Here is a 19,375-nt window from a genome sequence, read left to right as displayed (position 1 = left end):
GTGCATGGCGGATGCGCTTGAAAACGAAAGTGGCGTGTCATAACGCGGCTGCGGGAGCTGGCGGATCTGTCGTGACAAAGTGATTGCAGGAGAGAGGTGGTACGCATGGCATCGACACAGGTCAACCCGACCCGAATGGAGCTTACGAGGCTGAAAAAGAAGCTGGCGACAGCCACGCGGGGACATAAACTGCTGAAGGATAAGCGGGATGAGCTGATGCGCAGTTCCTGGATCTGGTCCGGGAAAATATGGCGCTGCGCCAGAAAGTGGAGGCGGGCATCAGGAGTGCGAATGTGAATTTCGTCATCGCTAAAGCCGGGATGTCCGAGCAGGCGTTAAATACCGCGCTTGCCGCGCCGAAACAGGCGGTTTATCTGGAGGCAGACAAGAAAAATGTAATGAGCGTCGATATTCCGGTGTTCCATTATAAGACCCGGACGGCGGATGAGAACGATATTTACTCGTATGGATTTGCGTTTACTTCGAGCGATCTGGACGGGGCAGTCAAGTCGCTGGCGGACATTCTGCCGGATATGCTGCGGCTGTCCGAGACAGAGAAAGCCTGCCAGCTCATGGCAGCCGAGATCGAGAAAACGCGCCGGAGAGTCAATGCGCTGGAACACGTAATTATTCCGGAGGCGCGCAAAAATATCAAATATATCACGATGAAGCTGGATGAAAATGAGAGAAGCACGCAGATCCGCCTGATGAAGGTGAAGGATATGATGCTGGAGGAGAAGCATCATTATAAGGAGAAGCGGGAGCTTTGTTCGTGATGATGAAAATGCCTCTTCTGGCGGCTTTAGGGCTGTCAGGGGAGGTTTTTTTGCACATAGTTGTGAAAATGACGGGACGAGCCCACGAGGTCCGAACCGCCCTTTCGATATACCTTTGTTCGCTTGCTTTCACTACAGATGTTCGCCCATGACGGACTGCGTCCGCCCTGTTCGGACACCTGTGTTCAAGATGCGTACAAAGATATATGAAAGGCGGTTCGGACCTCGCGGGCTCGTCCCTGTGTATTGGAAAAATAAAAGAGACAGAAAAAAGTAAAGTATTTATTGGAAATATTTGGTAGAATAGGAGGAAATGAGGGGAGGAATTTTGCATGACAAAGCAGGTACAGAGGGCGATCGGCTGGGTGGCAGCATTTCTTTTGGCGGTGGGGATGTTGTTCCTGCCGGTTTCGAAGGCGTATGCGGGTCCGGTATCGGGCGGCAGTCCTGGAAGTGGAGAGATGAGAGGTGTCTGGGTTTCGTATCTGGACTGGAATGGATGGGCGAAGGATGAGGCTGGATATAAGAAAGCGATGGATCAGACACTGGACCTCTGTGTACAGAAGGGGTTAAATGCGGTTTTCCTACAGGTTCGCCCGGATGGAGATGCGATGTATCCGTCACAGTATTTCCCGTGGTCGAAATTTGCCTCTGGAAAACAGGGAAAGAATCCGGGGTATGATCCGCTGGCATATGCGGTGCAGGCGGCGCATCAGCGGGGCTTGCAGCTTCATGCGTGGATCAATCCGTACCGGATCACGGGGTATCTGAACCGTTATTCGGATCTGTGTGCGTCAAATCCGGCGATCGCGTGGGCGAAGGACGGGGACAGTTCGAATGACCGGTGGGTATTGTGCCAGAATGGTGAGTATTATTACAATCCGGCGATTCCGCAGGTGCGCCAGCTGATTATTGACGGTGTGAAAGAGATCGTGACGAATTATGAGGTGGACGGCATCCATTTTGATGATTATTTCTATCCGAATCTCGATGACAGCAAGGCGGAAACATGGTTTGATTATCCAGAGTACCAGGCGGGCGGCACATCGCTGAGTGTGGCGGCGTGGAGACGGAATAATGTCAATGAGCTGGTAAGGGGCGTTTATAGTGCGGTCAAGTCGATCCGTCCGCAGGCATTGTTCGGTATCAGCCCGGAGGGATATTTACAGAACCTCCGAAAAGATACCCGCCAGTTTACAGATGTGGATGCGTGGATGACCCAGAGCGGCTATGTGGATTACCTGATGCCGCAGATTTACTGGGGATTTGAGGCGAAGCAGAACGGCCAGGCAGCGGGCTATGCGTTTGCAAACTGCCTGAATGAGTGGGTGACGCTGAAAAAGAAGGGCAATGTGAAGCTGTATGTCGGTCTGGCGCTCTATAAGACCGGAACAGATGCAGTGGACGGCAACGAGGTGCCGGAGTGGCAGCGGTATCATGATATCATGAAGCGCGAGGTGCAGGCTGGACGGGCAACCGGACAGGTAAGCGGTTACTGCTTCTATGATTTATCGTCCCTGACGCGTGCGGCGGCAGCGGAGGAAGTGGCGAATGTGACGGCGCTGTTCCATTAAGTGCTTCCTGATAGTTACTGTTCACGCATACGTGCCCAGTAACGGAATTTGCCGTGGCTTCGCATTTAATTGTGGAAATGGAAACCCCTGTGGATGATTGCAACCACAGGGGTTCTGTGCTATACTGGACATACGATTGCAGTAAAAATGTTGTTGTTTACATAATGTTCAGATGGCAGCAAATATACGGACGAGGAGAGGGAAGATGAAAAAAACAGCACTTGTCATTATGGCAGCCGGAATCGGAAGCCGTTTTGGCGGAGGGATCAAACAGCTGGAGCCGGTGGGTCCGAATGGGGAGATCATTATGGATTACTCCATCCATGACGCGCTGGAAGCTGGATTTGACCGGATTATCTTTGTGATCCGTCATGATTTGGAGGAGGACTTCAAAGAAGTGATCGGGAACCGGATTGAGAAGATTGCGCCGGTGACATACGCATTCCAGGAGCTTTCGGATGTACCGGAGGGATTCAGTGTCCCGGCAGACCGGAAAAAACCGTGGGGAACTGGACAGGCGATTTTGAGCATCCGCGGACTGGTCGAAGAGCCATTCCTGGTGATCAATGCGGATGATTATTATGGAAAAGAAGTGTTCCGAAAGATTCATACATACATGGTGGAACAGATGGACGTGAACGCACCGGTGTATGATATCTGCATGGGCGGCTTTATTCTGGCAAATACGCTCAGCGAGAACGGCGGCGTGACACGCGGCGTCTGTGAGGTGGGCGAGGGAGAGATTTTAAAACGCGTAACCGAAACCTACAATATTCAGAAGACAGCGGACGGCATGACGGCGACGGATAAAGAGGGGAATCCGGTTTCGGTTCAGGAGAACCAGCATGTATCGATGAATATGTGGGGACTCACACCGGGCTTTGTGGAGGAGCTGGAAAAAGGATTTCCAGAGTTTCTTGCGGGGCTGAAAGAGGGCGACGTGAAGTCGGAGTACCTGCTTCCGACGATCATCGATCAGATGATCCACGACGGGCGCGCAAGGGTGAAACTTCTGGAGACGCACGACTGCTGGTTTGGTGTGACCTACCGTGAGGATAAGGAGAGCGTGACGGAGTCGATCCGGGCGCTGATCCGTGAGGGCGTGTACCCGGAAAAACTGTTTTGACAATTTGAGGAACAGTTTAAAGAAACAGAATTATTTAAAAAGATAAAACATCATGAGAACGATACTGCGAAATGGAGCAGCTGATTCGGCTGTGCAGAGGATAACGTGAAAAACGGTACGTGAGAATAACATGATACGCATAAATCCTGCATAGGATACCATGTAAGCCTTGAATTAAGGGGGAATGGCAGTCCGATGCAGGATTTTGCATATTTTAAGAGTCTTTATCCGGCTGCATGTAAGCAGATGCAGCTTTGCGTGGAAGCGGTCTGTGATGAGCTGGAGTATGAGGGGAGTCCCATCTATGATGAATATCCGGATCGGATCTTTCTGGAAAAACTGACAAAACGGGCACTGGAAAAATGGCAGAAAGTTTATCCGGCTGGAACGGAAAGGACGGATACACTGACGACCTATATGAAGGCGGCGGACGTGGGCACCGTATCCACAGAAGAAGGAACGGCGATGGTGGAAAATTCCCTGAAAATAGATTCTCCTGGTGGAGAAAGAGAAGAGAATCTGGCGGGAACCAGCATACAGCCGCATCTTCCTGGAAATGATGTATGGTATGGACCACTTCGGGGCGAACAGAAGGGCGGAAACGCTGGATATATGGTGTGGGAGGCGGATGAGCCGAATCTGACCGCGCAGGAGCGCCGTCCATGGAGTCCGCCGCCGGGACCGCGCCCGGGAGGACCGGGGAATCCGTGGGGAGCGCCGCTTCAGGATTTTCTTCAGGTTTTATTAATGAATGAGCTGCAGGAGCGAAGACGGTGTCGGAAGTGCTGAAATGGCAATTTTCAGGTGTAAATTTTCTGAATTAAAATGCGAAGCCACGGCAAATTCCGTTACTGGGCCCGTATGCGTGAACAGTAACATAATCGGAGTTCTTACAAATCATAGAAATTCTGGAATTTGAAGCCTGCTTGTGTTATACTGAAACAAAGGCTGCCGCCGGGACAGATGGGTGCCTGCGGCAGTTTTTGGCGTGCATGACAAAACGGAAACAGTTCGGCGGGTAGATTTTCCTGTACCTGTGAAGATACGGACCTGCTATGGTGGAGCGATAAAAGGAATTGATTTGATATATGAAGAAAAACCTGAAAAAGATACTGATTTTACTGATCTTATTTGTGCTGGCAGCAGCCGGTTATTTTACCTGGTCCTGGATGCAGCTGCGGGAGGATGGGGCAGTCTATACTTCGATTGAGGACGCGAACCTTCCAGTCGCTTATGTGAATATTCTGGGGCGGCGGATGAACGAGCTGGACGGTTTCGTGGAGGACAGCCAGAAAGCGGCTGGACGCGGGGATCTGACGCTGCTTCCGGCAGACCGGAAACTGTCGGTGACGATCGACAAGCTGGACTCCCAGATTACGGGGATGCAGTATGAGATCCGCAGTCTGGACGGCGAACGTCTGGTAGAACGGACAACGCTTGACCACTGGGAACAGTCAGGGGAAGAGGTTTCTGCGGAGCTTCCGATCCAGAACCTTCTGACGGAGGAAAGCGAATACCGCTTAACGATTGCGATCGCGACGGAAAAGCACCCGGCGATCTATTTTACACGCGCGTGATGTGGCAGCAGGAGAGCCGTGTGCAGGAGATGGTCGATCTGGCGGTGTCCTTTTCTGAAAAGACGTTTGATTATGATTCAGCGAGGGAGCTGACGACCTATCTGGAGACGGATCCGAATGCGGATAACAGTTCGTTGGGACATGTGATGTTAAAAAGCGATTTCAGCCAGCTGACCTGGAAAGGGCTTTCGATGGAGCGGGTCAGCGAACCGGAAATTCATCTGCGGGAGCTGCAGGGCATCATTGGGACGATCGATTTAAAGTATGTTGTAAGTGAGATGAAGGATGGCAAGGCGGCTGCTTATTACGATGTGATCGAGAGCTTCACGATGAAGCTGGGCGCACAGCGCATCTACATGATGAATTATGACCGCCGCGCGGACCAGATTTTTACGGGGGAGAGCAGCGCCTATTCTGGCGACCGGATTCAGCTGGGGGTTTCGGATGCGGAGGATCTGCAGTCGATGCAGGATGAAGCGGGGAAATACCGTGCCTTTGTGGCAAACCGGGCGCTCTGGATTTATGATACAGGAAAAAAAGAGAGCACAAAGGTATTTGCGTTCCGCAAGAGCGAGAATGATACGAGGGTCAATTATGATACCTACGGAATCAAGATTCTGGATGTGAGCGAGGCAGGCCAGATTGATTTTGCCGTGTACGGCTATATGAGCCGCGGTAACCACGAGGGAACGACGGGAATCGCGCTGTACCGCTATGAGAGTGCGGGAAATGCCCTGACAGAGCGGCTGTATCTGCCGGCATCGACCGATTACGGCAACCTGCGTCAGGATATCAACCAGCTGTGCTACTTAAGCGGCGGGCAGACACTGTATGTGCTGATGAACCATGCGGTTTACAGTGTCGATCTGACGGGAAAAGAGTACATGGTGGTGGCAGATGGCCTGACGGAGGAAAATTTTGCAGTCAGCACGGATGCCTCCCGGATTGCGTGGCAGGATGGGGCGGATATTTACCGTTCGACCAAGCTGCATGTCATGAATCTGGAGACAGGCAAGAAGGATGAGATTTCTTTCCCGGATCAGACCGTGATCCGGCTGATCGGATTTGTCGGAACCGACTTAGTCTACGGGCTTGCCCATCCGAACGAGCAGCTTACGATGGACGGACGTGTGACGGGGCTTCCGCTGTATGCGGTCGAGATCGTCGGCAGCAATATGGAGATGGAGACCCGCTATGAGAAGCCGGGCATCAGCCTGGTGGATGTGCGGATTCAGGACAGCCGGGTTCATCTGTCACGGATGCGCCAGATAGGAAGCGGCTATCAGCCGATGGACGAGGACACGCTGGTCTGTAATGAGGAAGTGTCGAAAGATCCACTGGATGGAATCGCTACGTTAAATGACAGCGCAAAGGGGCGTCTCTACTGCGTCAAGCTGGATGCAGGCAAGACGGCACGGAGCACGAAGGTGCATGTTCCGAAGCAGGTGGCAGCAGAAGAAAATGATGTGATTGTGCTTCAGAACAATGGCGCGGCTGCACAGCGGATTTACAGTGCCTACAGCGAGGGACGCCTGAAAGGCTCGTATGCGGAATTTTCCAGCGCGGTGCAGGCAGCTTACGATGGCATGGGACTCGTAACGGATGAAAATGACCGGGTTGTCTGGGTGAGAGCAAACCGGAGCGACGCGAAGACGATCCGAGACGTCCAGAATATGGCGGGAACCGTCAGCCGCTATCTGTCGGATATGGCGGACGGAAAGACGACCTCCTCGGATGGCACAGAGTTAATCGACGCACGCGGGCTGACGCTGAACCAGATTCTCTACTTTGTCTACGCGGGCATGCCGGTGGTGGCATATCTGGGAGACGGAAGCTATGGTCTGATCTGTGGATACGACGCGTACAACATCTCCTGTCTCTGGTATCCGGGCACGGAATTTGCCTACACGGATAAGATGGGACTCAACGATGCAGCGGCATTTTTCGAGGGAAACGGAGGCAATGATTTCATTTGTTTCCTTTCCAATTAAGGGAAAAACGGAAATTACTGTTCACGGGTAGGCACTTTTGGAACCGAAAGTGCCGTAAGAAAACGTGGTGGCAGCAGGAATTTGCCGTATTAAAATGCGAAGCCACGGCAAATTCCATTACCGGGCACATATGCGTGAACAATAATAAACGGAAAGCCAGTGCTTTACAAATTGAGATGTTATGATATAATCATGTAGATAACGTGATATAAATTTAAGAAAATATTAAAGATTTGAGGCGCCATCTGGCGCGTGTAAGTATCGTAAGATAATAGATTTTGAGGTGCAGAATGGAACAATTTATTATGAAGGGCGGAAATCCGCTGGTAGGCGAAGTGACTATCAGCGGAGCGAAGAATGCGGCGCTGGGAATCTTGGCGGCATCGATTCTGACTGACGAGGATGTTTTAATAGAAAATCTGCCGGACGTGCGTGATATCAACGTGTTTCTGGAGGCTGTTTCGGAGATTGGCGCGATGGTAGACCGGATTGACCGGCACACTGTCCGCATCAATGCGAAGGGGATTCATGCGATCCATGTGGATGACGAGTACATCCGTCGGATCCGAGCTTCCTACTATTTTATTGGCGCCCTGCTTGGCAAGTATAAAAGCGCACAGGTTCCGCTTCCGGGCGGATGCAACATCGGCAGCCGTCCGATCGACCAGCATTTAAAGGGCTTCCGTGCCCTCGGTGCGAAGGTACAGGTGGAAAATGGCGCGGTGCTCGCACATGCGATTGATTTAGTTGGTACCCATATTTATCTGGATATGGTGTCGGTCGGCGCGACGATCAATATCATGATGGCAGCGACGCTGGCAGAGGGCGAGACGATCATCGAGAATCCGGCGAAAGAACCGCATGTCGTCGATGTGGCGAACTTCTTAAACAGCATGGGAGCCAATGTCAAAGGTGCCGGAACCGACGTGATCCGCATCCGCGGCGTCCACAAGCTGCATGGAACCGAATATTCGATCATCCCGGACCAGATCGAAGCAGGTACATTTATGTGTGCGGCAGCGATCACCCGCGGCGATGTGATGGTACAGAATGTCATTCCGAAGCATCTGGAAGCAATTTCTGCGAAGCTATCGAGATGGGCTGTGAGGTGACGGAGTTTGATGAGGCGGTTCGTGTTGTGGGACGCCCGAGCCATGTGCATACCGATATCAAGACACTTCCGTATCCGGGATTTCCGACTGATATGCAGCCGCAGATCACCGTGACCCTGGCACTGGCAGAGGGAACCAGTGTAGTGACCGAGAGTATTTTTGAAAACCGTTTTAAATATGTGGACGAACTTGCCCGCATGGGTGGACGCATCAAGGTTGAGGGCAATACCGCGATCATTACCGGTGTGAAGAAGCTGACTGGAGCACAGGTGGAGGCACCAGATCTGCGCGCAGGCGCTGCCCTGGTCATTGCGGGGCTGGCAGCGGAAGGATATACGACCGTTGATGAGATTGGTTATATCCAGAGAGGCTATGAGCATTTTGAGAAGAAGCTGCAGGGACTGGGCGCGGTGATCGAGAAAGTCGATTCCGAGAAAGAGGCGCAGAAGTTCAGACTCAAAGTGGGCTGATAAAAAAGAATACGGTGTCACATATTGCTTGACAGACACCGCGGAGTATGTTATCGTACTGTTGAAACTTTTAACAATTAAAAAGTTCGTATATATCCCTTATTCAGAGTGATGGAGATACAAAGGATCTATGAAGTCACGGCAACCCCGTTACATGGGACTGAAAATTGGTCTCAGCAGGGAACGGAAGGTGCCAGCCTGAGCGAGGAACCGGGAGATCGGTTTATCGAGCAATAAGAGGAGTTGATCGAGATAATCAAGTCCGTGTTGCTGCGGACTTTTTTTATGTCTTACGACAAACTTATCAAAGGAGGAAATATGGAGAGATTACTTTTTACATCTGAATCAGTAACCGAAGGACATCCGGATAAAATGTGTGATCAGATTTCCGATGCGATTCTGGACGCGCTCTTAGAGCAGGATCCGATGAGCCGTGTGGCTTGTGAGACGGCGACGACAACCGGTCTGGTTATGGTTATGGGCGAGATCACAACGAAAGGCTATGTGGATATCCAGAAGGTAGTCCGCAATACCGTCCGTGAGATCGGTTATGACCGTGCGAAATACGGTTTTGACTGTGATACCTGCGGCGTGATCGTGGCACTGGATGAGCAGTCCCCGGATATCGCGATGGGAGTTGATAAAGCGCTGGAGGCAAAAGAGAACAAGATGACCGACGAGGAGCTGGAGGCAATCGGTGCCGGCGATCAGGGTATGATGTTTGGTTATGCGACCAACGAAACGGATGAATATATGCCATATCCGATTTATCTGGCACACAAACTGGCACGCCAGCTGACCAAGGTCCGCAAAGACGGAACCCTGCGCTACCTGCGCCCGGACGGCAAGACACAGGTAACCGTAGAGTACGATGAGAACGGCAAACCATCACGTCTGGATGCAGTGGTTCTTTCCACCCAGCATGACGAGGAAGTAACCCAGGAGCAGATCCATAAGGATATTAAAAAATATGTATTTGACGAGATTCTGCCGGCAGAGATGGTTGATGAGAATACAAAATTCTTTATCAATCCGACCGGACGTTTCGTTATCGGCGGTCCGCACGGAGACAGCGGCCTGACCGGACGTAAGATCATTGTGGACACCTACGGCGGCATGGCGCGTCACGGCGGCGGCGCATTCTCCGGAAAAGACTGCACAAAGGTGGATCGTTCTGCTGCATACGCAGCCCGCTATGTTGCGAAAAACATCGTAGCAGCCGGACTGGCAGACAGATGTGAGATTCAGCTTTCCTATGCGATCGGTGTTGCACAGCCGACCTCCATCATGGTAGATACATTCGGAACCAGCAAGTTGCGTGAGGATCAGCTGGTTGAGATGATCCGCAAGCACTTTGACCTGCGTCCGGCTGGCATCATCAAGATGCTTGACCTGCGCCGCCCGATCTACAAACAGACGGCTGCATACGGACATTTCGGCCGCGACGATCTGGATCTTCCGTGGGAGAAGCTGGATAAGGTGGATGAATTAAAGGCGTATCTGTAAGAGTTGGAAACACTGCAGGGATATCTGCCCGTAAAAAATCATAAGATCAGAACGAGGGGGCTGCCGCTTTTGCGGCAGTCTCTTTTATTACACAAAAAGGCACATGCTTTTTTATTTATAATACTTTTAGAGACGTAATCTGCAAAATATGATACACTACTTGTGGAAGATATCAGGAGCAAAAGCGCAGAAGTCCGACGCAGTTTTGCGGGAGAATTTTTGTAGGGGCAATCTGGTATCAGACCGGGCAATGACTGGAGGAAATAGGATGAAGATACGCACACGTCTGGCGATTGCTTTTGTGACGATTACGGTCGTTCCGATTGTGCTCATATTTGTGGCGGCGTTCGGACTCGTAAACTATCAGGAGCATCTGTTTCAGAAAACATACGGGCTGTCGGAGCAGATCGATCTGCTCTCCGGCAATCAGACACAGGTGTTTAACCGGCTGACGCAGGGAATCCAGGAGGAGATCCGCGAGGCGGTCGGGGAAAATACAGATTTATTTGAAGAACCGGCTTATTTGAGCAAGGTCAATGAAGAACTGCGCGATAAATATTCGTATCTGGTCATCCGCAAGGGCAAGGACATCACATTCTGCGGAAGCGAGGATGGACGCGAGCTCTGCGAACGGCTGGCGCCGTACGGTGATCAGGGAAGTATGGCAGGCAGTATTTACATGGATGGCGAGGAACAGCATCTGGTCAAACAGATCGATTTCCGGTTTTCAGATGATTCACAGGGCAGTGTGTTCATCGTGACGAACGTCGGGGATTATGTGCCGGAGATCAAGGCGCTGCTCGGAGAGATGCTGCTTCTCGGCGTGCTGATCATCAGTTTTATGGGCGGTCTGCTGATCATGTGGATCTACCGTTCTCTGCTGCGTCCGCTGCACAAGCTGCAGGAGGCGACCAAGCAGATCCGGGATGGAAATCTGGACTTTACGCTCGATGTGGATGATGAAGATGAGATCGGAATGCTCTGCCAGGATTTCGAGGAGATGCGTCTGCGTCTCAAGGAATCGCAGGAAGAAAAACTCCAGTACGACAAGGAGAGCAAAGAGCTGATCAGCAATATTTCCCATGATCTGAAGACTCCGATCACGGCGATCAAGGGGTATGTGGAAGGTATTCAGGATGGCGTGGCTTCTTCACCTGAGAAACTGAATAAATATATTCGGACGATTTATAATAAAGCAAACGATATGGATCGACTGATTGACGAGCTGACGTTCTATTCGAAGATTGATACGAACAAGATTCCGTACAACTTTTCAAAGATCAATGTGGCGGAATATTTTGGTGATTGTGTTGAGGAAGTTGGTCTGGATATGGAGACGCGCGGCATCGAGCTGGGATATTTCAACTATGTGGACGAGGATGTGGTCGTGATCGCGGACGCGGAGCAGATGAAGCGAGTGATCAACAACATTATCGGAAATTCGCTCAAATATCTGGACAAGAAAAAGGGTATTTTAAATATCCGCATCAAGGATGACGGCGATTTTATCCAGGTCATCATCGAGGACAACGGAAAGGGAATCGCGGCGAAAGATCTGCCGTATATTTTCGACCGTTTCTACCGGACGGATTCGTCGAGAAATTCGTCCAAGGGCGGCAGCGGCATCGGGCTTTCGATCGTAAAGAAGATTATCGAAGATCACGGCGGACGCATCTGGGCGACCAGCAAGGAAGGCATCGGAACGGAGATCCATTTCGTTTTGCGCAAGTATGTCGGGGCATAGTGATTTGAAGTTTGGTCGTTTAAATAAAAACAGCAGGAGGAATTCACAGATGAGCAGAATATTAATCGTAGAAGATGAGGAGAGTATTGCAGAGCTGGAAAAAGATTATCTGGAGCTTTCTGGTTTTGAGGTTGAGATAGAAAATAATGGAGAAACGGGACTGAAACGTGGCATGGAGGAAGATTTTGACCTTCTGATTCTTGATCTGATGCTGCCGGGGGTCGATGGCTTCGAGATCTGCAAGAAGATCCGGGAAGTAAAAAACACACCGATCATCATGGTATCTGCGAAAAAGGACGATATTGACAAGATCCGCGGTCTGGGACTGGGCGCGGACGATTATATCACGAAACCATTCAGTCCGAGCGAGATGGTGGCGCGTGTCAAGGCGCATCTGGCGCGTTATGAGCGCCTGATCGGCAGCGGTATGCCGGAAAACGAGATCATCGAGATCCGGGGACTCAAGATTGATAAGACTGCCCGCCGCGTTTACATCAACGGCGAGGAGAAGAACTTCACGACGAAGGAATTTGACCTGCTGACCTTTTTAGCACAGAACCCGAACCATGTATTTACCAAGGAAGAACTCTTCCGCGAGATCTGGGATATGGAGTCGTTGGGAGATATCGCGACGGTTACCGTGCATATTAAGAAGATCCGTGAGAAGATCGAGTTCAACACGGCAAAACCGCAGTATATTGAGACGATATGGGGCGTTGGATACCGGTTTAAAGTCTGATGACTGGATAAGTCACATAAAAACGACCCTTGGGAAACGCAAACAGGAGCGCTTTCCAAGGGCCGTTTTATATTTCATAAGAAATTGCGTCCTATGAAATATAAAAGTTATTGTTCACGGGTAGGCACTTTTGGAACCGAAAGTGCCGTAAGAAAACGTGGTGGCAGCAGGAATTTGCCGTATTTAAATGCGAAGCCACGGCAAATTCCGTTACTGGGCACGTATGCGTGAACAGTAACATATAAAACGCTCCGCGAGGATGCGCACTCGCACGAAGCAGAAACATGTCGCAAGCGACCGCGCGAGACGCCCGAATGTGCCAAGGCACATTTTTTTTCATCCCAACAGGATTTGGTTTGCCCGTTTCAGATCGTTCTCGTCCGGGATACGGATGTCGGACAGGGAGTAGGGAATGCCAAGCGTTTCCCATTTATAGATGCCGAGTGTGTGGTAGGGGAGAATTTCTACCTTTTCCACATTTGAAAGTGTGTCCAGAAATGCACGGATTCCATGCAGGTTGGCCGGATCATCGGTAATGCCGGGGACTAAAACATGCCGGACCCACATGGGCTTATGAATCTGGTCTAAAAACCGGGCAAAGGAAAGAATGGATTCGTTGGAGTGCCCAGCCAGAAGACGATGTTTTTCCGGATCGATGTGTTTCAGATCCAGAATAACAAGATCGGTGTGCTCTAAAAGCGTGGTCAGGCGGGAAAAGAAAGGTTCGGCGGTGGTAAATGGCTGTCCCGCGGTGTCCAGTGTGGTGTGAATGTGCTGTTCTTTGGCAAGCTGGAAAAATTCACATAAAAAGTCAGCTTGAAGGAGCGGTTCTCCGCCGCTGACGGTGATGCCGCCGCCCCCGCGCCAGTAACTCCGGTAGCGGAGTGCCTGGCGAAGAAGTGCTTCCGGGGTGATTTCCTGCGAACCGGTGTGTTTAGATGGGCAAGAAACACCTTCGGAAAGAGCGGATGCGCCGGAAGTGCGGGTGGAGGCGTCCGGGAGGGGAAGTCCCTTTGGCAGTACCCATGTATCCGGATTGTGGCAGTAGCGGCAGCGCATGAGACAACCCTGCATGAATACCACGAAGCGGACACCGGGACCGTCTACGGAGCCGAAGGTATCGATGGAATGAATATAACCGGTATGCATCGTTACAGCACCTCGTGGCAGGTACGGGCGATCACGTCGAGTTGCTGTTCTCTGGTCAGATTGATAAATTTAACGGCATATCCGGAAACGCGGATGGTGAAGTTGGCATATTCCGGTTTCTCCGGGTGTTCCATCGCGTCTTTCAGTTTTTCGATTCCAAAGACATTTACATTTAAATGATGCGCGCCCTGATCAAAATATCCGTCCAGGACGTGAACCAGGTTGTTTTTCCGTTCTGTCTCGGAGTGACCGAGCGCCCCCGGTGCAATCGTTTCTGTGTTGGAGATGCCGTCGAGCGCATATTCATATGGAAGCTTTGCGACCGAGTTTAAAGAAGCGAGCAGACCGTTCTGCTCTGCGCCGTAGGAAGGAGTTGCGCCCGGGGCAAACGGGGTAAATGCCGGCCGTCCGTCCGGAAGTGCGCCGGTTGCCTTGCCATATACAACATTGGAGGTGATCGTGAGGATCGAGGTGGTTGCCTCGGAATTCCGGTAGGTGTGGTATTTTTTTACTTTATGTAAAAAGGTTTTTAACAGCCGTACGGCAATCTCATCGGCGCGGTCGTCATCATTTCCGTAGCGTGGGAAATCGCCCTCTGTCTCAAACTTGCGGGCGATGCCGTATTCATCACGGATGACCTTCACTTTTGCATACCGGATCGCGGAGAGAGAATCGACCACGTGGGAGAAACCGGCGATTCCGGTGGCAAAGGTACGCCGGACATCCGTGTCGATCAACGCCATCTCAGCGGACTCATAGTAATATTTATCGTGCATATAGTGAATCAAATTGAGGATATTCACATAAATGCCCGCCAGCCAGTCCAGCATCTGATCATATTTATGCATGACTTCCTGATAATCGAGGTATTCGGATGTAATCGGCGCATACGCCGGACCAACCTGCATCGGGCGTCCGTCTTTGGTAGTGTATTTCTCGTCTCTGCCTCCGTTGATGGCATAGAGAAGGCATTTGGCAAGATTGGCACGGGCGCCGAACAGCTGCATTTCCTTGCCTGTCTGGGTGGCGGAGACGCAGCAGCAGATGCTGTAGTCGTCCCCCCAGATCGGACGCATGACATCGTCGTTTTCATACTGGATCGAGGATGTGTTGATGGAGATTTTGGCAGCATATTTCTTAAATGCCTCTGGCAGGCGGGAAGAGTAAAGGACGGTCAGGTTTGGTTCCGGGGACGGTCCCATATTTTCCAGCGTATGTAAAAAGCGGAAATCGTTTTTCGTTACCATCGGACGCCCGTCTTGTCCCAGACCGGCAACCTCCAGCGTCGCCCAGACCGGATCTCCGGAGAAAAGTTGGTTGTAGGATGGAATCCGGGCGAATTTTACCATGCGGAATTTCATTGTCATATGGTCGATTAATTCCTGCGCCTCGGCTTCGGTCAGTGTTTGTTCTGTTAAATCCCGGTTGATGTAGATATCAAGGAAGGTGGAAACGCGTCCGACACTCATGGCGGCACCGTTCTGGGTCTTAACGGCAGCGAGGTAACCGAAGTAGAGCCACTGGATGGCTTCTTTGGCATTGGAAGCCGGACGGGAGATATCAAAACCATAGATGGCAGCCATCTCCTGAATGCCCTTTAGAGCGCGGATCTGCTCGGAGATCTCTTCCCGCTGGCGGATGATGTCATCAAACATGGCGCCATTTCCACAGCGTTCCAGATCCTTTTTCTTTTCCTGAATTAGGAAATCGATTCCGTACAGGGCGATCCGGCGGTAGTCGCCTACGATCCGGCCGCGTCCATAGGTATCCGGAAGCCCGGTGACGATATGGCAGTGGCGGGCGGTTTTCATTTCCGGGGTATACGCATCGAAGACGGCCTGGTTGTGGGTTTTATGGTATTCGGTAAAGATTTTATGAAATTTTGGATTGACATGGTAGCCGTAGGTTTCGGCGGCTTCCTCCGCCATCTTGATTCCGCCGAACGGCATAAAAGCCCGCTTGAGTGGTTTGTCGGTCTGAAGTCCGACGATGCGTTCCAGATCTTTAAGCTCCGGATCGATATATCCCGGACCATAGGCGGTCAGGCTGGATACGATTTCAGTTTCGCATTCGAGCACACCGCCCTTTTCGTGCTCTTCCTTCTGAAGCTTTTGAAGGCGTTCCCAGAGCAGATGAGTGGCACTGGTCGGGGCAGCGAGAAAGCTTTCATCACCATCATATTGCGTATAGTTGTTCTGGATGAAATCGCGGACGTTCACTTCGTCGGTCCATTTGGAGCCCAGAAAACCTCTCCAGGCCGTTTGAAAGATAGGTGTGTTTTGGAATGTTTGATACATAGCAGACATGTGTTTCCCTCCTGGTTGAAAAATTTCGATCCCAGCAGAGACAGTGAGAGTGAAAAAAAGTAAAAAAAATACCCACGGTCTGTGCTGTGACGCCCAGACGGTCGGCAATTTCCAGTCATACTTCATGTGGTTGATCCACTTATCCGTCAGTTGTATGACTGCTATGTTTAAGATATATCAGAACCGAAGAGGAATGTCAAGCTATATTTTGGGGAAGAGGTAACGGTTCAAATCCGTAGCTGTTCACAGTAACAAAAAGAGTGCCGGAAAGAGTGGACATTTGGCAAATGACTTGATAAAATGAGTGAAGTTTTAGTGCAGATGGGAATGAAAAAGGGATAAAAAGTTGCTGGGCACGATGCTTGAACAGTAATGATGAAACCTGAATTTGACAGAAATGACAGAAGAGAGGAAGGAAATGCTGGAAAAATTTTGTGTCGGGCTGGTGCGGATTTTGTTGGGAGGAATTCTTTTTTTTCTGACACTGCTCAGCGCGGTTGTGACCTGCCGGGTCTATGGAGGTTCTGAGATTGTACAGTATGGAAGGGACAGTCTGTTTCTGCACCTGTTTTTTGGTGCGGGTGTGATTGGACTGACGATGTTTTACAGGCGGAGAAAGGAACGAAAGTGCCGGAAGAACCAGTGGCTTCTTTTAGCGGCTGCTGCCTATCTTTTTTGGATTCTCCTTGTCCCGTCCTGGGGCGGTTCTGACTCCCATCAGTGTATGGCGTCCGCGCAGGGACTTCTGCAGGGCGATTTCAGCGCCTGGGAGCCGGTGGCGTATTCATATGGGACAGCGGAAGGACCGCTTGGGTATGCGTACACTTATCCGTCTCAGAACGGGCTGATTCTCTATATGGCAGTGCTGGCATTTTTCTTTGGAGATGCGGCGTATGCAGTTTTCCAGATTTTAAATATCGGATTTTTTATTCTGGGGATCGTGAGCCTGCAGCGGATGATGGTCCGGGGAAACGAAAGGTGCAGCTTGCTTTTGTGGATGGCGTGCTGTCTGCCATTTTCTTTCTATATCCTCTTCGTGTACGGCACGATGCCAGGATTTGGACTTTCGTGTCTGGCGATGGAACGTCTGGTGCGGTATGTGGAAGAGGGGCGGGGAAGAGACTTCTGGATTGGCGCGGCAGCAGTAGCGGCGGCGGTGATCCTCAAGTCGAATTATGAGATTGTGCTGGTGGCGCTGTTTTTGTATCTGGCATCCTCGGGAGTCTTTCGAAGGAAAGCACGCCTGCTGGTGGCAGCGGTGCTTCTGATTACAGTGTATGTGATTGGAAACCGGGGGATTCAGACAGGAATTTCTTCTGTGACCGGACGCACGGTATCGGACGGTGCGCCGATGATTGCCTGGGTGCAGATGGGACTGGAGGAGAGCAAACGTGGACCGGGCTGGTACAATGGCTATCAGGTAAAACTCTTTCAGAAGGCAGATGGGGATGCGGATCTGGCGGCCGCATGGGCGCAGGCAGATTTGCGGAAAACGATTTCAGATATGGCAGAGGAACCGGCGAAAGCCGCTGATTTCTTTGTTCGGAAGATCGAGTCAATCTGGGCGGAACCGACCTTTCAGAGTCTCTGGATCCAGGAGGTGGGAAATACCTCCTGGGCGGAGGGAAGCCCGCCATGGGAGCTTTTCAAGGAAGAAGGGGGTCTGAACCGGCTCTATGTTTTTGCGGCGAATCTGGTGCAGACGTTTGTGTATGCGATGGCATGCGTATGGGTGATTGCCGGGATGAGTGCCAAAGGAAGCCGAAGTAAGCATGTCCTGATGAAACGAACATGGGAAAAGAGGATAGAAGCAGAAAAGGCAGAAAAAACTGTGAAAGCTGTGAAAAAACAGGGAATGGAAACGGTCTGGGAGAGGCAGGAACGTGGAGAACCGGACAGATGGGGGATGCTGCTTCCGGGAATCGTGTTTATTGGGGGATTCCTGTTCCATCTGGTCTGGGAGGCGAAGGGGCAGTATTCGGTGGTGTATTTTATGCTGCTGCTGCCGTATGCGTATCTGGGGATGGAAAGAGTGGCGGATGTGTTTTTAGACGTGACAGGTGCCGGGAAAGAATGATGGTTTGAGATAAAAAAGATACTGGGAACAGCCTGAAATAAGCCGTTTTCAGTATCTTTTTTATGGTTTAAAAGAGCTATGATTTCTAAAAATCCATTAAAAATTGCAATGATAAATCCGCTCCGCTGCCTGATAGAACACAGTTTCCCAGTATTTTTCCGGAATCAGCCGTTTCGTAATTTCGATGTAATCTTCATAGTTGGCGAGCGGCCAGTCGGTGCCGAACATGAGCTTATCATAGTCGCGGATGTAGGCAAGCCAGGTTTTCAGGGTGCTGATATACCCGCTCTGCTCTTCCAGAAACTCCGGAATGTCAAATTTGCCCTCTAAAAGCCCCGAGAGGTCGGCGGCGACATTTTCATTTTTCTCGACAACGGCGGCGGCATCCATCAGCCACGGGTTGCCGAAGTGGCACATGACGAACTGGACATCCGGATGGCGGACGGCGGCTTCATCGAGGGTCAGCGGATGGCTGTATTTGATGAATGCTTTGGAACCGGCGGTCTGTCCGGTGTGGATGGCAACCGGCTTTTTATACGCCTTGGCGAGGTCGTAGATCGGTTCGAAGCGCTCGTCGGTAACGTAGATGGAATCATATCCCGGATAGAGTTTGATGCCGACGCAGGTATTCCGTTTTAAGTTTTCTTCGACAAGATCGCATGTCTTCTGAATCTTTTCCGGCGTCAGTTTTCGTGCTTCGACGCCGACGCAATAGCGCAGAAAATCCGGGTATGTGTGATTATCCGGGTGAACGCCGCGGTTTCCCATGACGATGCCGCCGACGATATTATATTTCTGAAAGCATTCCCGCAGATGCTCTTCATTATTGATATGACCGGCTTCGATGGCAATCTCATCGAAATGCGGGTAACCGGGACAAAAGTGCAAATGTGAATCAATGATTTTCATAATGATAACAGGCGCCTGTATCAAAAACCTTTTGGAAAAAGAACGGCGCTGTCCTCCTTTCTGCTGTGATGTATGTCTGGAAGTTTTGAGAAAATCCGGTGCAACAAAACTTCGGGTGTATATAAATAAGAAATGCAGTGACAGTCCGGCAGGTTCATAGAGCATGCAGCAACTGTATGAAATCAACTGTTAGTGTAGTCCCAAATGGGGTGGATGTCAAATTTTTCTCCATCTGTTTGACATCCACACTATGATCTGGTATAGTGATAGCTATGCGTATTGCAAAGGGGCAAACTGCCTCTTTCTTTTTTTGTAAATA

Annotated in this window: 12 protein-coding genes, 2 pseudogenes and 2 riboswitches; of the genes and pseudogenes, 11 read left to right on the top strand and 3 right to left on the bottom strand. The window is 50.9% G+C overall.

Going from position 1 to position 19,375, the window contains the following annotated elements; all coding sequences use genetic code 11:
• Positions 1-105 precede the first annotated feature (105 nt).
• The 10 genes and pseudogenes from DWZ16_RS02715 to DWZ16_RS02675 all read left to right on the top strand — a co-directional run bounded on the left by DWZ16_RS02715 (position 106) and on the right by DWZ16_RS02675 (position 12,615).
• Positions 106-776, top strand: a pseudogene (locus DWZ16_RS02715) (V-type ATP synthase subunit D).
• 332 nt (positions 777-1,108) lie between these two features.
• Complete coding sequence (locus DWZ16_RS02710) at positions 1,109-2,350, top strand: glycoside hydrolase family 10 protein (protein WP_118522237.1); 1,242 nt, start codon at positions 1,109-1,111, stop codon at positions 2,348-2,350.
• 205 nt (positions 2,351-2,555) lie between these two features.
• A complete protein-coding gene (locus DWZ16_RS02705) occupies positions 2,556-3,476 on the top strand; it encodes a nucleotidyltransferase family protein (protein ID WP_022358659.1) in 921 nt (306 codons plus the stop codon).
• Positions 3,477-3,671: 195 nt separating this feature from the next.
• A complete protein-coding gene (locus DWZ16_RS02700; protein WP_118522236.1) occupies positions 3,672-4,265 on the top strand; it encodes a hypothetical protein in 594 nt (197 codons plus the stop codon).
• 299 nt (positions 4,266-4,564) lie between these two features.
• Positions 4,565-5,053 (top strand): hypothetical protein, encoded by a 489-nt coding sequence (locus DWZ16_RS15850; RefSeq protein ID WP_243015235.1) that lies wholly within the window; start codon positions 4,565-4,567, stop codon positions 5,051-5,053.
• 20 nt (positions 5,054-5,073) lie between these two features.
• Positions 5,074-7,044, top strand: coding sequence for a hypothetical protein (locus tag DWZ16_RS02695; RefSeq protein WP_243021901.1), 1,971 nt, complete (start codon positions 5,074-5,076; stop codon positions 7,042-7,044).
• A 290-nt stretch (positions 7,045-7,334) separates the two neighbouring features.
• Positions 7,335-8,626 (top strand): annotated as a pseudogene (locus tag DWZ16_RS02690) (UDP-N-acetylglucosamine 1-carboxyvinyltransferase).
• 96 nt (positions 8,627-8,722) lie between these two features.
• Positions 8,723-8,866: riboswitch (SAM riboswitch) on the top strand.
• 78 nt (positions 8,867-8,944) lie between these two features.
• Positions 8,945-10,132, top strand: coding sequence for a methionine adenosyltransferase (gene metK, locus DWZ16_RS02685; protein ID WP_022359473.1), 1,188 nt, complete (start codon positions 8,945-8,947; stop codon positions 10,130-10,132).
• Between the two features lie 268 nt (positions 10,133-10,400).
• Positions 10,401-11,876: a sensor histidine kinase gene (locus tag DWZ16_RS02680; protein ID WP_118492943.1), complete on the top strand. Its 1,476-nt coding sequence runs from the start codon at positions 10,401-10,403 to the stop codon at positions 11,874-11,876.
• A gap of 49 nt (positions 11,877-11,925) precedes the next feature.
• Positions 11,926-12,615: a response regulator transcription factor gene (locus DWZ16_RS02675; protein WP_022359471.1), complete on the top strand. Its 690-nt coding sequence runs from the start codon at positions 11,926-11,928 to the stop codon at positions 12,613-12,615.
• Positions 12,616-12,951: 336 nt separating this feature from the next.
• Here DWZ16_RS02675 and DWZ16_RS02670 read toward each other — a convergent pair whose 3' ends face one another.
• Both DWZ16_RS02670 and pflB read right to left on the bottom strand, forming a co-directional pair.
• A complete protein-coding gene (locus DWZ16_RS02670; protein ID WP_118522235.1) occupies positions 12,952-13,764 on the bottom strand; it encodes a radical SAM protein in 813 nt (270 codons plus the stop codon).
• Positions 13,765-13,766: 2 nt separating this feature from the next.
• Positions 13,767-16,061, bottom strand: a complete 2,295-nt coding sequence (gene pflB / locus DWZ16_RS02665; protein WP_118522259.1) for a formate C-acetyltransferase — start codon at positions 16,059-16,061, stop codon at positions 13,767-13,769.
• Between the two features lie 93 nt (positions 16,062-16,154).
• Positions 16,155-16,234: riboswitch (ZMP/ZTP riboswitch) on the bottom strand.
• Positions 16,235-16,488: 254 nt separating this feature from the next.
• Here pflB and DWZ16_RS02660 point away from each other — a divergent pair.
• Positions 16,489-18,147 carry a hypothetical protein gene (locus tag DWZ16_RS02660; protein WP_118522234.1) on the top strand — a complete coding sequence of 553 codons (1,659 nt, stop codon included), beginning with the start codon at positions 16,489-16,491 and terminating at the stop codon, positions 18,145-18,147.
• A 96-nt stretch (positions 18,148-18,243) separates the two neighbouring features.
• On the opposite strand, the gene DWZ16_RS02655 is transcribed toward DWZ16_RS02660, so the two are convergent.
• Entirely contained in the window at positions 18,244-19,056 is an 813-nt protein-coding gene (locus tag DWZ16_RS02655) for an amidohydrolase family protein (protein WP_022359467.1), read from the bottom strand.
• Between the last annotated feature and the right edge of the window lie 319 nt (positions 19,057-19,375).

The organism is Clostridium sp. AF29-8BH (genome assembly GCF_003478145.1).
Lineage (GTDB): Bacteria > Bacillota > Clostridia > Lachnospirales > Lachnospiraceae > Otoolea > Otoolea fessa.
This window is presented reverse-complemented; position numbering and strand designations above follow the sequence as displayed.

What these genes read in the sequence shown, in the direction of transcription:
- DWZ16_RS02675 (WP_022359471.1), top strand. Translation starts at nt 11,926, where the DNA reads ATGAGCAGAATATTAATCGTAGAAGATGAGGAGAGTATTGCAGAGCTG.
- metK (WP_022359473.1), top strand. Translation starts at nt 8,945, where the DNA reads ATGGAGAGATTACTTTTTACATCTGAATCAGTAACCGAAGGACATCCG.
- DWZ16_RS02710 (WP_118522237.1), top strand. Translation starts at nt 1,109, where the DNA reads ATGACAAAGCAGGTACAGAGGGCGATCGGCTGGGTGGCAGCATTTCTT.
- pflB (WP_118522259.1), bottom strand. Translation starts at nt 16,061, where the DNA reads ATGTATCAAACATTCCAAAACACACCTATCTTTCAAACGGCCTGGAGA.
- DWZ16_RS02660 (WP_118522234.1), top strand. Translation starts at nt 16,489, where the DNA reads ATGCTGGAAAAATTTTGTGTCGGGCTGGTGCGGATTTTGTTGGGAGGA.
- DWZ16_RS15850 (WP_243015235.1), top strand. Translation starts at nt 4,565, where the DNA reads ATGAAGAAAAACCTGAAAAAGATACTGATTTTACTGATCTTATTTGTG.
- DWZ16_RS02700 (WP_118522236.1), top strand. Translation starts at nt 3,672, where the DNA reads ATGCAGGATTTTGCATATTTTAAGAGTCTTTATCCGGCTGCATGTAAG.
- DWZ16_RS02680 (WP_118492943.1), top strand. Translation starts at nt 10,401, where the DNA reads ATGAAGATACGCACACGTCTGGCGATTGCTTTTGTGACGATTACGGTC.
- DWZ16_RS02705 (WP_022358659.1), top strand. Translation starts at nt 2,556, where the DNA reads ATGAAAAAAACAGCACTTGTCATTATGGCAGCCGGAATCGGAAGCCGT.
- DWZ16_RS02655 (WP_022359467.1), bottom strand. Translation starts at nt 19,056, where the DNA reads ATGAAAATCATTGATTCACATTTGCACTTTTGTCCCGGTTACCCGCAT.
- DWZ16_RS02670 (WP_118522235.1), bottom strand. Translation starts at nt 13,764, where the DNA reads ATGCATACCGGTTATATTCATTCCATCGATACCTTCGGCTCCGTAGAC.